Source organism: Nocardioides panacihumi, from assembly GCF_039530925.1.
Classification (GTDB): Bacteria; Actinomycetota; Actinomycetes; order Propionibacteriales; family Nocardioidaceae; genus Nocardioides; species Nocardioides panacihumi.
Genome location: NZ_BAAAPB010000002.1, coordinates 632,628 through 645,506, shown reverse-complemented (window position 1 = coordinate 645,506; position 12,879 = coordinate 632,628). Strand labels below are relative to the sequence as shown.

Sequence of the window (12,879 nt, the reverse complement as noted above, 5' to 3'; positions counted from 1 at the left end):
ACAACCTTAGGTCGATAGGCTCCGAGGGTGCGTATCGCGAGATTCACCACCGGCGGCGACCCCCAGTACGGCGTGATCGCCGGTGAGGTCGACCAGTTCGGTCAGCCGCAGGAGGACGCGCAGATCCTCGTGCTCTCCGGCGACCCGCTGTACGCCGGCCTCAACCCGACCCAGCAGACGCTGCCGCTGAGCGAGGTCAAGCTGCTCGCCCCGGTGATCCCGCGCAGCAAGGTCGTCGCGATCGGCAAGAACTACGCCGACCACATCGCGGAGATGAAGGACGTGACCGGCGGCGAGGCCCCGACCGAGCCGATGTTCTTCCTCAAGCCCAACACCAGCGTGATCGGGCCCGGGGACGCGATCGTCTACCCGGCGCAGTCGGAGAACGTGCACTTCGAGGGTGAGCTCGCCGTGGTCATCGGGCGCATCTGCAAGGACGTCCCGGCGGACAAGGCCGCGGACGTCATCTTCGGCTACACCCTCGCCAACGACGTCAGCGCGCGCGACCTGCAGGTCGCGGACAAGCAGTGGAGCCGTGCGAAGGGGTTCGACACGTTCTGCCCCCTCGGGCCGTGGATCGAGACCGAGCTGACCCTCGACGAGATCAAGGCCGGCATCGACCTCAAGACCTACCTCGAGGGCGACCTCAAGCAGGACGGCACGACCGCCGACCTGATCTTCGACATCCCCCGGATCATCGAGCACGTCAGTGCCGCGATGACCCTCCTGCCCGGCGACGTGATCCTCACCGGCACGCCCGCCGGCGTCGGCCCGATGCAGCCCGGCGACGAGGTCGAGGTCACCTCGTCGCGGCTGGGCGCCCTGACCAACACCGTCATCAAGAAGTCCTGATCGAGAAGTGAGTGCACCTGTGACTGTCCGCGTCCGCATGGCCCCCAGCCCCACCGGATCCCCGCACGTCGGCCTGGTCAGGACGGCCCTGTTCAACTGGGCCTTCGCGCGCCACCACGGCGGCACCTTCGTCTTCCGCATCGAGGACACCGACAAGGAGCGCAGCACCCAGGAGTCCTACGACTCCATCATCGACCTGATGCACTGGCTCGGTCTGACGTGGGACGAGGGCCCGGAGGTGGGCGGCCCGCACGCGCCGTACTTCCAGAGCGAGCGCGGCGACCTGTATGCCGACGCGCTGGCCCGGCTCCGTGCGAGCCGCTTCGCCTACGACTGCTACTGCACCACCGACGAGGTGGCGGCGCGCCGGCTCGAGTCCGGCTCCAAGGTGATGGGGTACGACGGCCACTGCCGCGAGCTCAGCGAGGAGCAGGTCGACCGCTTCGTGTCCGAGGGCCGGCAGCCGATCGCCCGCTTCCGGATGCCCGACGGCTCGATCACGTGGAAGGACCTCGTCCGCGGCGACGTGACGTTCGAGACGCAGTTCGTCCCCGACTTCGCGCTCTGCCGCGCCAACGGCGACCCGCTCTACACGCTGGTCAACCCGGTCGACGACGCGCTGATGGAGATCACCCACGTGCTGCGCGGCGAGGACCTGCTCTCGAGCACCCCGCGCCAGCTCGCGCTCTACGAGGCGCTCAAGGAGCTCGGCATCGCGAAGGTGACGCCCGAGTTCGGCCACCTGCCCTACGTCATGGGGGAGGGCAACAAGAAGCTGTCCAAGCGCGACCCCGAGGCGCACGCGCTGGCCTACCGCGAGGACGGCTTCCTGCCCGAGGGCCTGCTCAACTACCTGGCGCTGCTCGGCTGGTCGATCTCGGGGGACCGCGACATCTTCTCGCTCGAGGAGATGGTGGAGGCGTTCGACATCAAGGACGTCAACCCGAACCCCGCGCGCTTCGACATCAAGAAGGCCGAGGCGATCAACGCCTCGCACATGCGGCTGCTCTCCGTCGACGAGATCACCCACCGAGCGCTGCCCTTCCTCAAGCGCGACGGCGTCCTCACCGACCCCGTGAGCCCGGCTGACCAGCAGCTGCTCGAGCTGGCGATGCCGTTCGTCGCGGAGCGGATCAACAAGCTCACCGAGACGTCCTCGATGCTGGGCTTCCTCTTCGTCCCCGAGGAGGAGTTCACCGTCGACGAGGCGGACAAGGCCAAGCTGGTCGACACCGACGACGGCCAGGCCGTCGTCCAGGCGGCGTACGACGCCCTCGCCCGGGTCGAGCCCTGGTCGGCCGCCAAGATCAGCGATGCGCTGACGCTCGCGCTCGTCGAGGAGATGGGCCTCAAGCCCCGGGTGGCGTTCGGCGCGGTCCGGGTCGCCGTGACAGGTCGTCGGATCAGCCCGCCGCTGTTCGAGTCGCTCGAGCTGCTCGGTCGCGTCCGCAGCCTCGGCCGGCTCCAGACGGCACTGTCCTGAGGACCGGGCCGATGCAGGCGGGGCTGGAGTACCAGCAGCTGCACAAGGGGGGTGTGACGAGCTGGTGGCGCGCGCTCATCGGCGTGTTCGTGCTCGCCCTCAACTTCGTGGGCTTCATGTTCTTCCCGCTCCTGCTGATCGCGCTCTTCGCGGCCTGGTTCGTCGGGCACGGTGACAGCCTCGACCAGGCCATGCAGCACCTCACCGGCGACACGGTCACGCCGGCGTTCCTGGCGTTCCTCAACCTGAGCCTCGCCTCGGCCATCCCGACCGTCATGCTGCTGACCTACGTGCTGCACGGCTGGCTCAGGCCGGGCTGGGTGGCGTCGGTCGCCGGCCGGATGCGCTGGCGCTGGCTGCTCGTCTGCCTCGGCATCGCGGTGCTGGCGCTGTGCGCCACGCTCGTCGTGTCGGCGCTGCTGCCGTCGGCGGGCACCGACGACGATCTCGGCGGCAAGGTCAACCACTTCACGTCGACGAGCCGCGACTACCTCCTCATCATCCTTCTCCTGACCCCGCTGCAGGCGGCGGGGGAGGAGTACGCGTTCCGCGGCTACCTCACGCAGGTCTTCGGCGGGCTCTTCCGCCCCCGGTGGGTGGCGGTCGTGGTGCCTGCGCTGCTCTTCGCCCTGGCACACGGGGCCCAGAGCCTCCCGGTCTTCCTCGACCGCTTCGCCTTCGGGCTGGTCGCGGGGGTGCTCGTCATCGCCACGGGCGGGCTCGAGGCGGGCATCGCGATGCACGTCCTCAACAACTTCCTGGCGTTCGGGCTGGCACTCGCGTTCGGCGACATGACCGAGGCGCTGCACGCCACCGGGGGCAGCTGGTGGATGATCCCGAGCACGCTGACGCAGTCGCTCGTCTACCTCGCCCTGGTGATGTTCGCCGCTCGAAGGCTCGGCATCGCGACGAGAACGGCGGGCGAGGCGTCGGAGAGTGCCACCGAATTGGTCGGCCAAACCCCGTCCGTGTAAGGTTTCGTCTCGGTTCGGACGCCCTGGCGGACGGACCGATCGACTGTTAAGTCGATGGTCTATGGTGTAATTGGCAGCACGACTGGTTCTGGTCCAGTTAGTCTAGGTTCGAGTCCTAGTAGACCAGCGAGTCCTCGCGGAAACGTGAGGATTTGGTGCGGAAACGATGCTCCGGCTAGTGTTCTGCGAGTTGTCCGAAGGGCAAGCCCCCGTTGTGTAGCGGCCTAGCACGCCTGCCTCTCACGTAGGTAGCGCCGGTTCGAATCCGGTCGGGGGTACCAGCGAAGAAGGTCCTGACCAGCAGAGATGCCGGTCAGGACCTTCTTCCGTCTCGGCGCGAGTTTCGTGCAGCGCCGGCCCGCGCTAGATGTTGGAGCCGTCCGGTGGCACGTCGGACGGCGGACGGGACGACCCGCCGGCGTCCGAGACGGGCGGGCACTCCATGCCGAGGGTGTAGGCCGTCATCGACAGGGAGCCGTAGGCGTACCCGTCGACGAGGACACGGACGTCGGCGCTCTCCGCCGACCCGGCGAGCCCTGCGAGGTAGAGGGTCGGGATGAAGTGGTCGGGCGTGGGCACGGCGTGCGCGTAGTCGCCGTGGGCGTCGAGCGCGGCCATCTCCGTCGGGTCGGTGAGCATCCGCGCCTTCGCGTCCTCGTCGAAGCGCTGGGCCCAGTCGAATCCGTCGTCCGTCAGCTTCCAGTCCATCCCGCGCAGGTTGTGGACGACGTTGCCGCTGGCGACGATGAGCACCCCTCGTTCCCGGAGAGGGGCGAGCTGCGCGCCGAGCCGCAGGTGGTAGTCGAGGGGCTTGTCCGCATTGATGCTCAGCTGGACGACCGGGATCGAGGCGTCGGGGAAGGCGTGCATCAGGACGCTCCAGGTGCCGTGGTCGATCCCCCAGCTGTCGACGTCCGCACCCACCCAGGTGGGGTGGACGACGTCGCTGATCTCCGCCGCGAGCTCGGGCATCCCGGGCGCCGGATACTGGACGTCGAACAGCGGCTGGGGGAACCCGTAGAAGTCGTGGATGGTGCGCGGTCGTGGCATCGCGGTGACAGCGGTCGCGTTGATGTACCAGTGCGCGCTGACGACCAGGATCGCCCGCGGGCGGGGGACGGCCTGGCCGAACGCCTTCCAGGCGGTCGTGTAGCGGTTCACCTCGAGCGCGTTCATCGGGTTGCCGTGCCCGAGGAAGGCGGCCGGCATGGTCCCGCCCTCGCGCTGCGTCTGCCGATCGGTCATGCGGATCTCCTCCGGGTCGATGGTGCTCCGCCGTGCGCGTCCGGGTCGCCGTACGCCGGCCCCGGCTCCCACGATGGCAGAATTGCTCGATCCCGTCCCCGGTGCGCGGGGCGCCCGTCAACGACCGCGGGGCGGCAGCAGCACCTCCCGATGGTCGAGCTCGCGCTCGAGCACCCGCAGCCCCGAGTCCGGCAGCTGGCCGGCGTCGCGCAGCCGTAGCAGCTCCTCACGTTCGGCCTCGATGACCGACAGGTGGAGGCGGAGGGCGGCCTCGTACGGCGGGTTGGCCGGGATGATCTCGTCGGCGTCCTCCAGCAGGTCGAGCCGCTGCTGGTAGCGGTCGAGCCGGTGCTCGAGCTGGGCCCGCACCGTCACGATCGCCTGCTGCTCGTCGGCGGCCTCCTCGTCCGACTCCAGCTCGGCCAGCCGGTCGAGCGCGGCCCTGACGGCCGCGGAGCGGGCCTCGTTGCGCAGCCGTGCCTGATCGACCGCGTTCGCGCGGAGCCCGACCAGGCGGACCAGCGGGGCGAAGGTCATGCCCTGACCGACGAGGGTCACCAGGACGACGAGGAAGGCGCAGAACAGCAGCAGGTCCCGGTCGGGGAACGGCTCGCCGGTGTCGGTGACCAGCGGGATCGTGTAGATCGCAGCCAGCGTGATCACGCCGCGGGTGCCCGCCCAGCTGAGGACCAGCACCTCCCTGGCCGTGAGCCGGTCCGTCGCGTCGCCGCCGAGGCCGGTGCGCAGCGGGCGGGGGAGGAGCTGGGTGACGACGAGCCACAGCGGGCGCAGCACCAGCACGACCCCGACGCTGAGCACCGCGGCGACGACCACCGTCGAGACGTCGTACCCGCCGAGACCGCGGACCACGGTGGGCAGCTGCTGGCCGATCAGCAGGAACACCATGCCCTCGAGGAGGAAGTCGACCAGCCGCCACACCGCGTTGACCTGGAGCCGGCTCGCTCCCGAGACCGTGCGGGGGCCGTCGTGCCCGATCGCGAGTCCGGCGACGACCACGGCGAGCACACCCGACACGTGCGCCTCCTCGCCGATCAGGTAGGCCACGAACGGCGTCGCCAGCGACACGGCGTTGAGGCTCAGGGGGTCCTGGCACCACCGGCGCGCCCACCGGACGCCGTACGCGACGAGCAGGCCGACCGCCACGCCCCCGGCGGCGGCGACCACGAACTCGCCGAGTGCCGTCCGGGTCGAGAACCCCTCTCCGGTGGCGGCGGCGACGGCGACCGACAGGAGCGTCAGTGCGGTCGCGTCGTTGAGCAGGCCCTCGCCCTGGATCAGCGTCAGCAGTCGTGGCGGCAGCCCGACCTTGCGGCCGACGGCGAGGGCCGCGACCGGGTCGGGCGGTGCGATCGCGGCGCCCAGCGCCACGCCGGCGGCGAGGGTCGCGCCGGTGACGAAGAGGGCGAAGCCGGCTCCGACGAGCAGTGCGGTCGCCACCACGAGCAGGACCGACAGGCTGATGACCGTGCGCACGTTGCGCCGGATCGCGAGCAGGCTGGAGTCCAGGGCAGCGCTGTAGAGCAGTGGCGGGATCACGAACGTCATGACGAGGTCCGGGTCCAGCTCGACGTTCGGGCCGGGCAGCACGGCGTACGCGATGCCGATCAGCGTCAGCAGTGCCGGCGCCGGCAGGCCGGTGTGCTCGGCCATGCGCTGGGTGGCCACGATCGCCGCGACAGCGGCCAGGACCAGGAGGAGCATCGTCGAGACAGGCACCCCCTCATCATCACGACGGCGCCAAGCAGGGGTGCGGGCGGCTCGGATAGTTGAAGATACAATTGTTTCGCGCTACCTTCGTGGTTGTATCTACAACCAATTTCGAGGAGTCGACATGACGCAGGTCGCGAGTCGGACCGCGCTGGCGGACCGCGGTATCCCGGCGACGCACCCCTTCGCCGCCCACCTGCGTCGCGCCGCCGCGACCGGGCGACACCGTGGGTGGACCCCGGAGGACGGCGCGCTCCCGGCGATCTACCTCAGCCACGGGGCGCCGATGCTCTTCGAGATGAGCGACTGGATGACCCAGCTGCACACGTGGGCCCGGGCGCTGCCCCGGCCGCGCGGCATCGTCATCGTCTCGGCCCACTGGGAGGCGGCTCCGCTCAGCATCAGCAGCAGCATGCCGACCGAGCTCGTCTACGACTTCGGCGGCTTCGACCCGATGTACTACCGGATGCGGTACGACACCCCCGCGGCCATCGAGCTCGCACAGGCGGTCTCGCGGCTGATGCCGGACACCGAGCAGGTGCACGAGCACCGCAGCCGGGGTCTGGACCACGGCGCCTGGGTGCCGCTCAAGATCATGTATCCCGAGGCGGACATCCCGGTGCTCCAGGTCAGCATGCCGACCCACGACCCGGCTCGGCTCATGGAGCTGGGGCGCCGGCTCTCGGCGCTGCGGCACGAGGGCGTGCTCGTCATCGGCTCGGGCTACATGACCCACGGTCTGCCGTTCATCGACTGGTCCGACCTGAGCCACGTCCCCGGCTGGTCGGCCGACTTCGACCACTGGGCGGCGGAGGCGCTGCAGCGAGGCGACGTCGACGAGCTCGCCGCGTTCCGCGAGCACGCTCCGGGCATGCCGTACGCGCACCCCACGGTCGAGCACTTCACGCCGCTCTTCGTCACGCTCGGCGCCGCCGACGATCCCACTGCGGCTCCGCGGACGCGGATCGACGGCTACGCCCTCGGCCTCGCGAAGCGGTCGGTCGAGGTCGACTGAGGAGTGGCTCACGCGCCGCGCGCGAGCCGCTCCCCGACGATCCAGCCCGTGCTCAGGTGACCGAGTGCAGCTCCTGCGATCGTGTCCGGCGGTAGTGCCGGAAGCCCAGCAGGGCGAGCACGAGCAGGATGATGGCGCCGATGAACGCGGCGATCGCGGCGTACCCCGCGATCGTGCCGATGGTCGCGAAGGCGTAGCCGTACAGCAGCAGCCCGCGCAGGGTCTCGCCCTGGAACAGCGTCTGCTTCTGTCCGGCCATCGCCTGGCAGTCGGGGGTCTGAGCGGCTGCCGGGTCGGAGCACTGGGCGATGTAGGCGTTGCTGACCTCGGAGTAGGTCTTGCCGTCGGCGACCTTGCTGAGGTGGACCGCGATGTAGTGGTCGGCGTACGCCTGGGCCTGGGCGCCGGTCGTCATCTGCTGCCCGGCGTACGGCTCGAGCGCTGCCTTGTCGTCGGCCGGCAGGTCTGCGAGCCCGGTCTTGTCGGTGGGCATCGTGATCTTCTGGGCGGCGAGCTGGTCGTGCACCTCGTTCGTGACGAAGAAGTGCGCCCAGGTGAGGAGCCCTCCGGCGACGAGCAGGAGGATCGCGAGGATGAGACCACCGATGGAGATCAGGCGGTCGAGAGTTGCGCGCATGTGTCACCAACCTCTGCTGTGAGACGCAGGCGCCACGCCACGCGCGTGACCGCCCCGGTGCCGCGATCGTCGCTTCGACGCCGAGGGCACGGCACCCCCGCTTCGGGTGAGGCCGACCCCGGCGGCCGGACCGTCATCGGAGTAGGGGAGGAGCGATTGACGCTCACCGGCGCCGGTGGCGACACTGAGAGGTCCGAGTGTGGCGCCCAGGGGAAGGGGCAGGTCATGTCGTGGAATCTGACGGGCAGCTACGTCGAGACGTGCTCGTGCGAGCTGATGTGTCCGTGCAACATGTCGTTCGACCACGGGGCGACGTACGACTTCTGCCGGGTGACGCTCGTGTTCAACATCCGCGCGGGTGACATCGAGGGCACCGACATCGCGGGCCGCCGGGTCGCGCTGATCGCCGATACGCCCAAGGTCATGACGGACGGCAACTGGCGGCTCGGCGTCTACATCGACGACGGCGCCGACGACGAGCAGTTCGACAAGCTCGTGAAGGTCTTCGGCGGCCAGCTGGGTGGCCCGATGGGCGCCTTGGCGCCCCTCGTCGGCGAGGTCGTCGGGGTCGAGCGGGCCGTGATCGACGTGACCGACGACGGGTTGCGGCACAGCGTCCGCGTGGCGGACACGATCGACTTCGAGATCGAGGACATCGTGCCGTTCGGCGTCGAGACCGGCGAGCCGGTGCGCTTCCAGGGCATGTTCCACCCGGTCGGCTCGGACCTGACCATGGCCGAGGCGAAGCGCAGTCGCATCGACGCCTTCGGCATCTCCTACGAGGGCAGGACGGGGCTGTCCAAGTCCGACTTCTCCTGGGCGGCCTGAGCCGCCATGGCGTCGACCGTCGGGCACGACGGCGACGCGGGCCTGGCCCCGGCGTACGCGGCCGTCCGAGCCCGGATCGGCCTGGTCGCCGCCCTGTTCGCGCTCGCGGCCCTCGGCTGGGTCTGGAGCGTCAGCGCGATGCGCGGGATGGACGCCGGGCCCTGGTCCGGGCTGGGCAGCCTCTCGTGGTTCCTCGGCCTGTGGGTCGTGATGATGGCGGCGATGATGTTCCCGTCGGTGGCGCCGACGATCGCCCTCTACACCCGCGCCACCAGGTCGACCTCGCCGCTGTCCCCGTGGCTGTTCGCCGGCGGCTACCTGGTGACGTGGGCGGCGGCGGGCGTGGTCGCCTACGTGATCGGGGCCGGGGCCGTCGCGGTCGCGGGTGATCGGCTGGCTTGGGACCGGGCCGGTCAGGAGGTCGCCGGAGCCACGCTCCTGGTGGCGGCCGCCTACGAGCTCACCCCGCTCAAGAACGTGTGCCTGCGCAAGTGCCGCAGCCCGTTGGGCTCGATCCTGAGCTCGTGGCGGGGTGGCTACCGCGGCGCTCTGAGCATGGGCATGCGCAACGGCGCGTGGTGCGTCGGATGCTGCTGGGCCCTGATGGCATCGCTGTTCGCGCTGGGAGTGATGAGCGTGACCTGGATGGCGTTCGTGGCGGGCATCATCGCGGTCGAGAAGACGCTGCCGTGGCGGCGCGGCCTGACCTACGCCACGGCCACGCTGCTGGTCGGCCTCGGCATCCTGCTGCTCGTCGCTCCGGGCGCCGTGCCCGGCCTCACGATCCCGTCGGGCGAGACGATGCCGATGAGCTGAGTGGCGTTCGGCGGTCGACTCAGCCTGCGTCCGCGGCGGGCAGCTCGACCTCGACCCGGAGCCCGCCGAGCGGCGAGTCGGCGAGTCGGACGTCCCCGCCGCGGTGACGGACCGTGGCTCGGACGAGCGCGAGCCCCAGGCCGGCACCGCCGCTCTCTCGGTCGCGGGCCTCGTCGAACCGGGTGAACCGCTCGAAGGCGCGCTCGCGGTCGGCCGCGGGGATCCCCGGCCCGGCGTCGTCGACCCACACGATGACGACGTCGTTCCGGCGACGCGCCGAGATCCGTACGACGGGGGAGTAGCGGGCCGCGTTGGCGACGAGGTTGGCGAACACGCGGGCGACCTCCTCGGGACGCGCGGCGACGAGCTGGGTGGGCCCGGGCTCGATCTCGACGCGCGCGGTCGCCGACGACTGGGCCGACGACTGGGTCGACGACTGGGCGGACCACTGGGCCGCCAGCCGCTCGAGCTCGTCGCGCACGTCGGCCGACACGGGCGCGTCGGCGACTGCGCCCGCCTCGATGCGCGCGAGGGCCAGCAGGTCCTCGACCATGGCCGACATCCTGCTGATGTCGAGGTCGAGCTCGTCGAGCACCTCCCCGCCCTGGCCGAGGCGGCGTGCGACGTCCACCTGCATCCGCAGCGACGCGAGCGGGCTGCGCAGCTCGTGCGCGACATCGGCGACGAACTCGACCTCCCGCTCCCGGGCGCGGTCGAGGCGGTCCAGCATCGAGTTCAGAGTCACGGCGAGGGCGTGGATCTCGTCCTCGGACGGCGGCACCGGGAGCCGGTCGCCACGTCCCGAGCCGGAGATCCGGTCGGCGGCGGCTCGGAGCCCCTCGACCGGGCGCAGGGCGGCGCCGATGACGCGCCAGGCGATCACGCCGAGCGCCAGCAGCAGGAGCGGGTAGCCGATGAGGAGGACCAGCCGCAGGACGTCGCTGTTCTCCACGAGGTCGTCGACGGGCTCGGCGACCACGATCGTGCGGGGGGTGGCATCGTCCGGACCCGCTCCGACGTCGGTGGCGCGGACCCGCAGCCGCGACGTGATCCCCAGGCGGGACCCGGACAAGGTCACCGGGCCGTGGCGGGCCTTCTCGAGCTCGTCGGGACGCAGCATGGAGGTCAGCCGGTCGGCATTCGCCGACGCGCTGACGACGCGTCCACGACCGTCGAGGACCTGGATGATCTCGACCCCGGTGGCGGGGAGTGTCTGCGGCAGCCGTCCGGCGCGGATCAGGCCTGCCACCTCCGCGGAGCTCGCCTGAGCGGCGCGGTCGACGCGGCGCAGCCCCTCGACGGAGAGGGCGGCGTAGAGGCCGATGCTGCCGATCGCGAGCGCGACGGCGAGTCCGATCAGGCCGATCGTCATCAGCCGGGCGCGCAGCGTCAGGCGCCACCAGAGTCCCGTCGGCCGCCGGGTCATGTGCCGACGATCGCCGACCCGCCGAGGCGGTACCCGGCTCCGCGGACGGTCTCGATCACGTCGGGGCCCAGCTTGCGCCGCAGGTAGCCGACGTACACCTCGACGGTGTTGGTGTCCCGGTCGCCGAGGTCCCAGACCCGGTCCAGGAGCTCGACCTTGGTGACGACCCGGTCGGGGTGACGCAGGAAGAACTCCAGCAGCGCGTACTCCCGTGGCGTCATCGCCACCGGCGCGCCGGCCAGGGTCACCTCGTGGACGGCGGGGTCGAGGCGTACGTCGCCCCAGCTGAGCGCCGGTGGCCGCGTGTCGTGGTGCCGACGCAGCACCGCCCGCAGGTGGGCGAGCAGCACGACGTACGACACCGGCTTGACAAGGTAGTCGTCGGCGCCGCAGTCCAGACCGTCCGCCTGGTCGTGCACGCCGTCCTTCGCGGACAGCATGAGGACGGGGACCGGGTTGTCCTCCGCCCGCAGCGTGCGTACGACGTCGTAGCCGGACAGGCCGGGCAGCATCACGTCCAGCAGCACGGCCTCGTAGGCGCCGTCGCGCGCCGCCTGGAGGCCCGACGGACCGGTGAGGGCGATGTCGACGGAGAACCCGTCCGCCATGAGGCCGCGGCGCAGGGCGTGCGCGAGCCGCACCTCGTCCTCGACCACCAGCAGCCGCACGCCGACATCCTGACAGGGTTTCGGAGAGCACCCACAGGTTCTCAGCCAGTTCACAGCGCCCGGCGCGACGATGAGCGCGTGACCCTGTTCGCTCGTCGACCCCAGCTGCGGTGGCTCGTGCCGCTGCTCACCACCGTCGTGCTCGTCTCGGCCGGATCCCTCGCGGCCGCCATCAGTGCGAACGCCGGCGATCCGCTGCCGGAGAGGAGTGCCGCGCAGCTCCTCGTCGATGTTCAGAACGCCCGGGTCGACGGGCTGTCCGGCACCGTCGTGCAGTCGGCCGCCCTGGGGCTCCCGTCGCTGCCCGGCGCCGGTGGTGACCAGAGCTCGAGCCTCAGCTCCCTGGTCTCCGGCTCCCACACGCTGCGGGTCTGGTCCGCGGGGCCGGACCGGACCCGCGTCGCGCTCCTCGGCCAGCTCGGTGAGTCCGACGTCGTCCGGAACGGGTCGGACGTGTGGATCTGGTCGAGCCGCGACAACTCGGCCCGCCACCTCACGATCCCGGCCGACGCCGGGCACGGTCCGGCGACCCCGGGAGAGACGCAGTCGATGACTCCGCAGCAGGCCGCCGACGCCGCCCTGGCGGCGATCACGCCGACCACGCGCGTCAGCACCGACCGCACCGCGCAGGTGGCCGGCCGGTCGGCGTACCAGCTGGTCCTCGAGCCGCGCGACCCGGCGACGCTCGTCGGCACCGTGAGGATCGCGATCGACGGTGCGACCCACATCCCGACCCGGGTCCAGGTCTTCGCGCGGGGCGCCACGAAGCCCGCCTTCGAGATCGGCTTCACCTCGTTCAACCCGTCGCGGCCCTCGTCGTCGGTCTTCGAGTTCAACCCGCCCGCGGGTGCGCACGTGACCAACGGGTCCGCCGGCGGTGCCGGCGACGCCGCGGGATCGGCCACCACTCCGCGCGAGTCGGGCAAGGCCAAGCCGCAGGTCGTCGGCGAAGGCTGGACCGCCGTTGTGGTGGCGAAGCTCCCCGCGTCGGCGAGCGGTGGCACGAACGGGGGCTCCGAGGGACGCGGCCTGGGCAACCTCGACGGTGTCGTGAGGGCGCTCCCGACGGTCTCCGGGGCATGGGGATCCGGGCACCTGCTCCGTGGCACGCTCTTCTCCGTGCTGCTCACCGACGACGGCCGGGTCGTCGCCGGGGCGGTGGCGCCCGCGGGCCTGTACGCCGCGCTGGCGGCCCAGTGACAGGCCC

General features: G+C 71.1%; 12 protein-coding genes and 2 tRNA genes. 9 read left to right on the top strand and 5 right to left on the bottom strand.

Going from position 1 to position 12,879, the window contains the following annotated elements; translation table 11 throughout:
- Window positions 1–27: 27 nt before the first annotated feature.
- From ABD205_RS12270 to ABD205_RS12250, 5 genes are all read left to right on the top strand, one after another.
- Window positions 28–852, top strand: coding sequence for a fumarylacetoacetate hydrolase family protein (locus ABD205_RS12270; protein ID WP_344045120.1), 825 nt, complete (start codon window positions 28–30; stop codon window positions 850–852).
- A gap of 7 nt (window positions 853–859) precedes the next feature.
- Window positions 860–2,335 (top strand): glutamate--tRNA ligase, encoded by a 1,476-nt coding sequence (gene gltX / locus ABD205_RS12265; RefSeq protein WP_344045119.1) that lies wholly within the window; start codon window positions 860–862, stop codon window positions 2,333–2,335.
- 11 nt (window positions 2,336–2,346) lie between these two features.
- Window positions 2,347–3,309: a CPBP family intramembrane glutamic endopeptidase gene (locus ABD205_RS12260; RefSeq protein ID WP_344045118.1), complete on the top strand. Its 963-nt coding sequence runs from the start codon at window positions 2,347–2,349 to the stop codon at window positions 3,307–3,309.
- Between the two features lie 55 nt (window positions 3,310–3,364).
- A tRNA-Gln gene (locus ABD205_RS12255) sits at window positions 3,365–3,436 on the top strand.
- A 78-nt stretch (window positions 3,437–3,514) separates the two neighbouring features.
- A tRNA-Glu gene (locus ABD205_RS12250) sits at window positions 3,515–3,590 on the top strand.
- Window positions 3,591–3,672: 82 nt separating this feature from the next.
- Here the strand turns inward: ABD205_RS12250 and ygiD are convergent.
- Window positions 3,673–4,554, bottom strand: a complete 882-nt coding sequence (gene ygiD, locus ABD205_RS12245; RefSeq protein WP_344045117.1) for a 4,5-DOPA-extradiol-dioxygenase — start codon at window positions 4,552–4,554, stop codon at window positions 3,673–3,675.
- A gap of 117 nt (window positions 4,555–4,671) precedes the next feature.
- A complete protein-coding gene (locus ABD205_RS12240) occupies window positions 4,672–6,291 on the bottom strand; it encodes a Na+/H+ antiporter (RefSeq protein ID WP_344045116.1) in 1,620 nt (539 codons plus the stop codon).
- A gap of 115 nt (window positions 6,292–6,406) precedes the next feature.
- Here ABD205_RS12240 and ABD205_RS12235 point away from each other — a divergent pair, with 115 nt between their 5' ends.
- The gene (locus ABD205_RS12235) at window positions 6,407–7,297 is read left to right on the top strand and encodes a dioxygenase family protein (RefSeq protein WP_344045115.1); all 891 of its coding nucleotides are present in this window, start codon (window positions 6,407–6,409) and stop codon (window positions 7,295–7,297) included.
- A gap of 52 nt (window positions 7,298–7,349) precedes the next feature.
- Here the strand turns inward: ABD205_RS12235 and ABD205_RS12230 are convergent, their stop codons facing one another.
- On the bottom strand, window positions 7,350–7,934 hold the full coding sequence (locus tag ABD205_RS12230; RefSeq protein WP_344045114.1) for a hypothetical protein: 585 nt from the start codon (window positions 7,932–7,934) through the stop codon (window positions 7,350–7,352).
- A 225-nt stretch (window positions 7,935–8,159) separates the two neighbouring features.
- Here ABD205_RS12230 and ABD205_RS12225 point away from each other — a divergent pair, with 225 nt between their 5' ends.
- Window positions 8,160–8,762 (top strand): DUF1326 domain-containing protein, encoded by a 603-nt coding sequence (locus tag ABD205_RS12225; protein WP_344045113.1) that lies wholly within the window; start codon window positions 8,160–8,162, stop codon window positions 8,760–8,762.
- 6 nt (window positions 8,763–8,768) lie between these two features.
- Window positions 8,769–9,578 carry a DUF2182 domain-containing protein gene (locus ABD205_RS12220; protein WP_344045112.1) on the top strand — a complete coding sequence of 270 codons (810 nt, stop codon included), beginning with the start codon at window positions 8,769–8,771 and terminating at the stop codon, window positions 9,576–9,578.
- 19 nt (window positions 9,579–9,597) lie between these two features.
- Here the strand turns inward: ABD205_RS12220 and ABD205_RS12215 are convergent, their stop codons facing one another.
- Together ABD205_RS12215 and ABD205_RS12210 are read right to left on the bottom strand one after the other, a co-directional pair.
- A complete protein-coding gene (locus ABD205_RS12215) occupies window positions 9,598–11,004 on the bottom strand; it encodes a HAMP domain-containing sensor histidine kinase (RefSeq protein WP_344045111.1) in 1,407 nt (468 codons plus the stop codon).
- Complete coding sequence (locus ABD205_RS12210; protein ID WP_344045110.1) at window positions 11,001–11,672, bottom strand: response regulator transcription factor; 672 nt, start codon at window positions 11,670–11,672, stop codon at window positions 11,001–11,003. The genes ABD205_RS12215 and ABD205_RS12210 overlap by 4 nt, the downstream gene beginning before the upstream one ends.
- Before the next feature lie 78 nt (window positions 11,673–11,750).
- On the opposite strand from ABD205_RS12210, the gene ABD205_RS12205 reads away from it, so the two are divergent.
- Complete coding sequence (locus ABD205_RS12205; protein WP_344045109.1) at window positions 11,751–12,872, top strand: LolA family protein; 1,122 nt, start codon at window positions 11,751–11,753, stop codon at window positions 12,870–12,872.
- The last annotated feature ends 7 nt before the right edge of the window (window positions 12,873–12,879 follow it).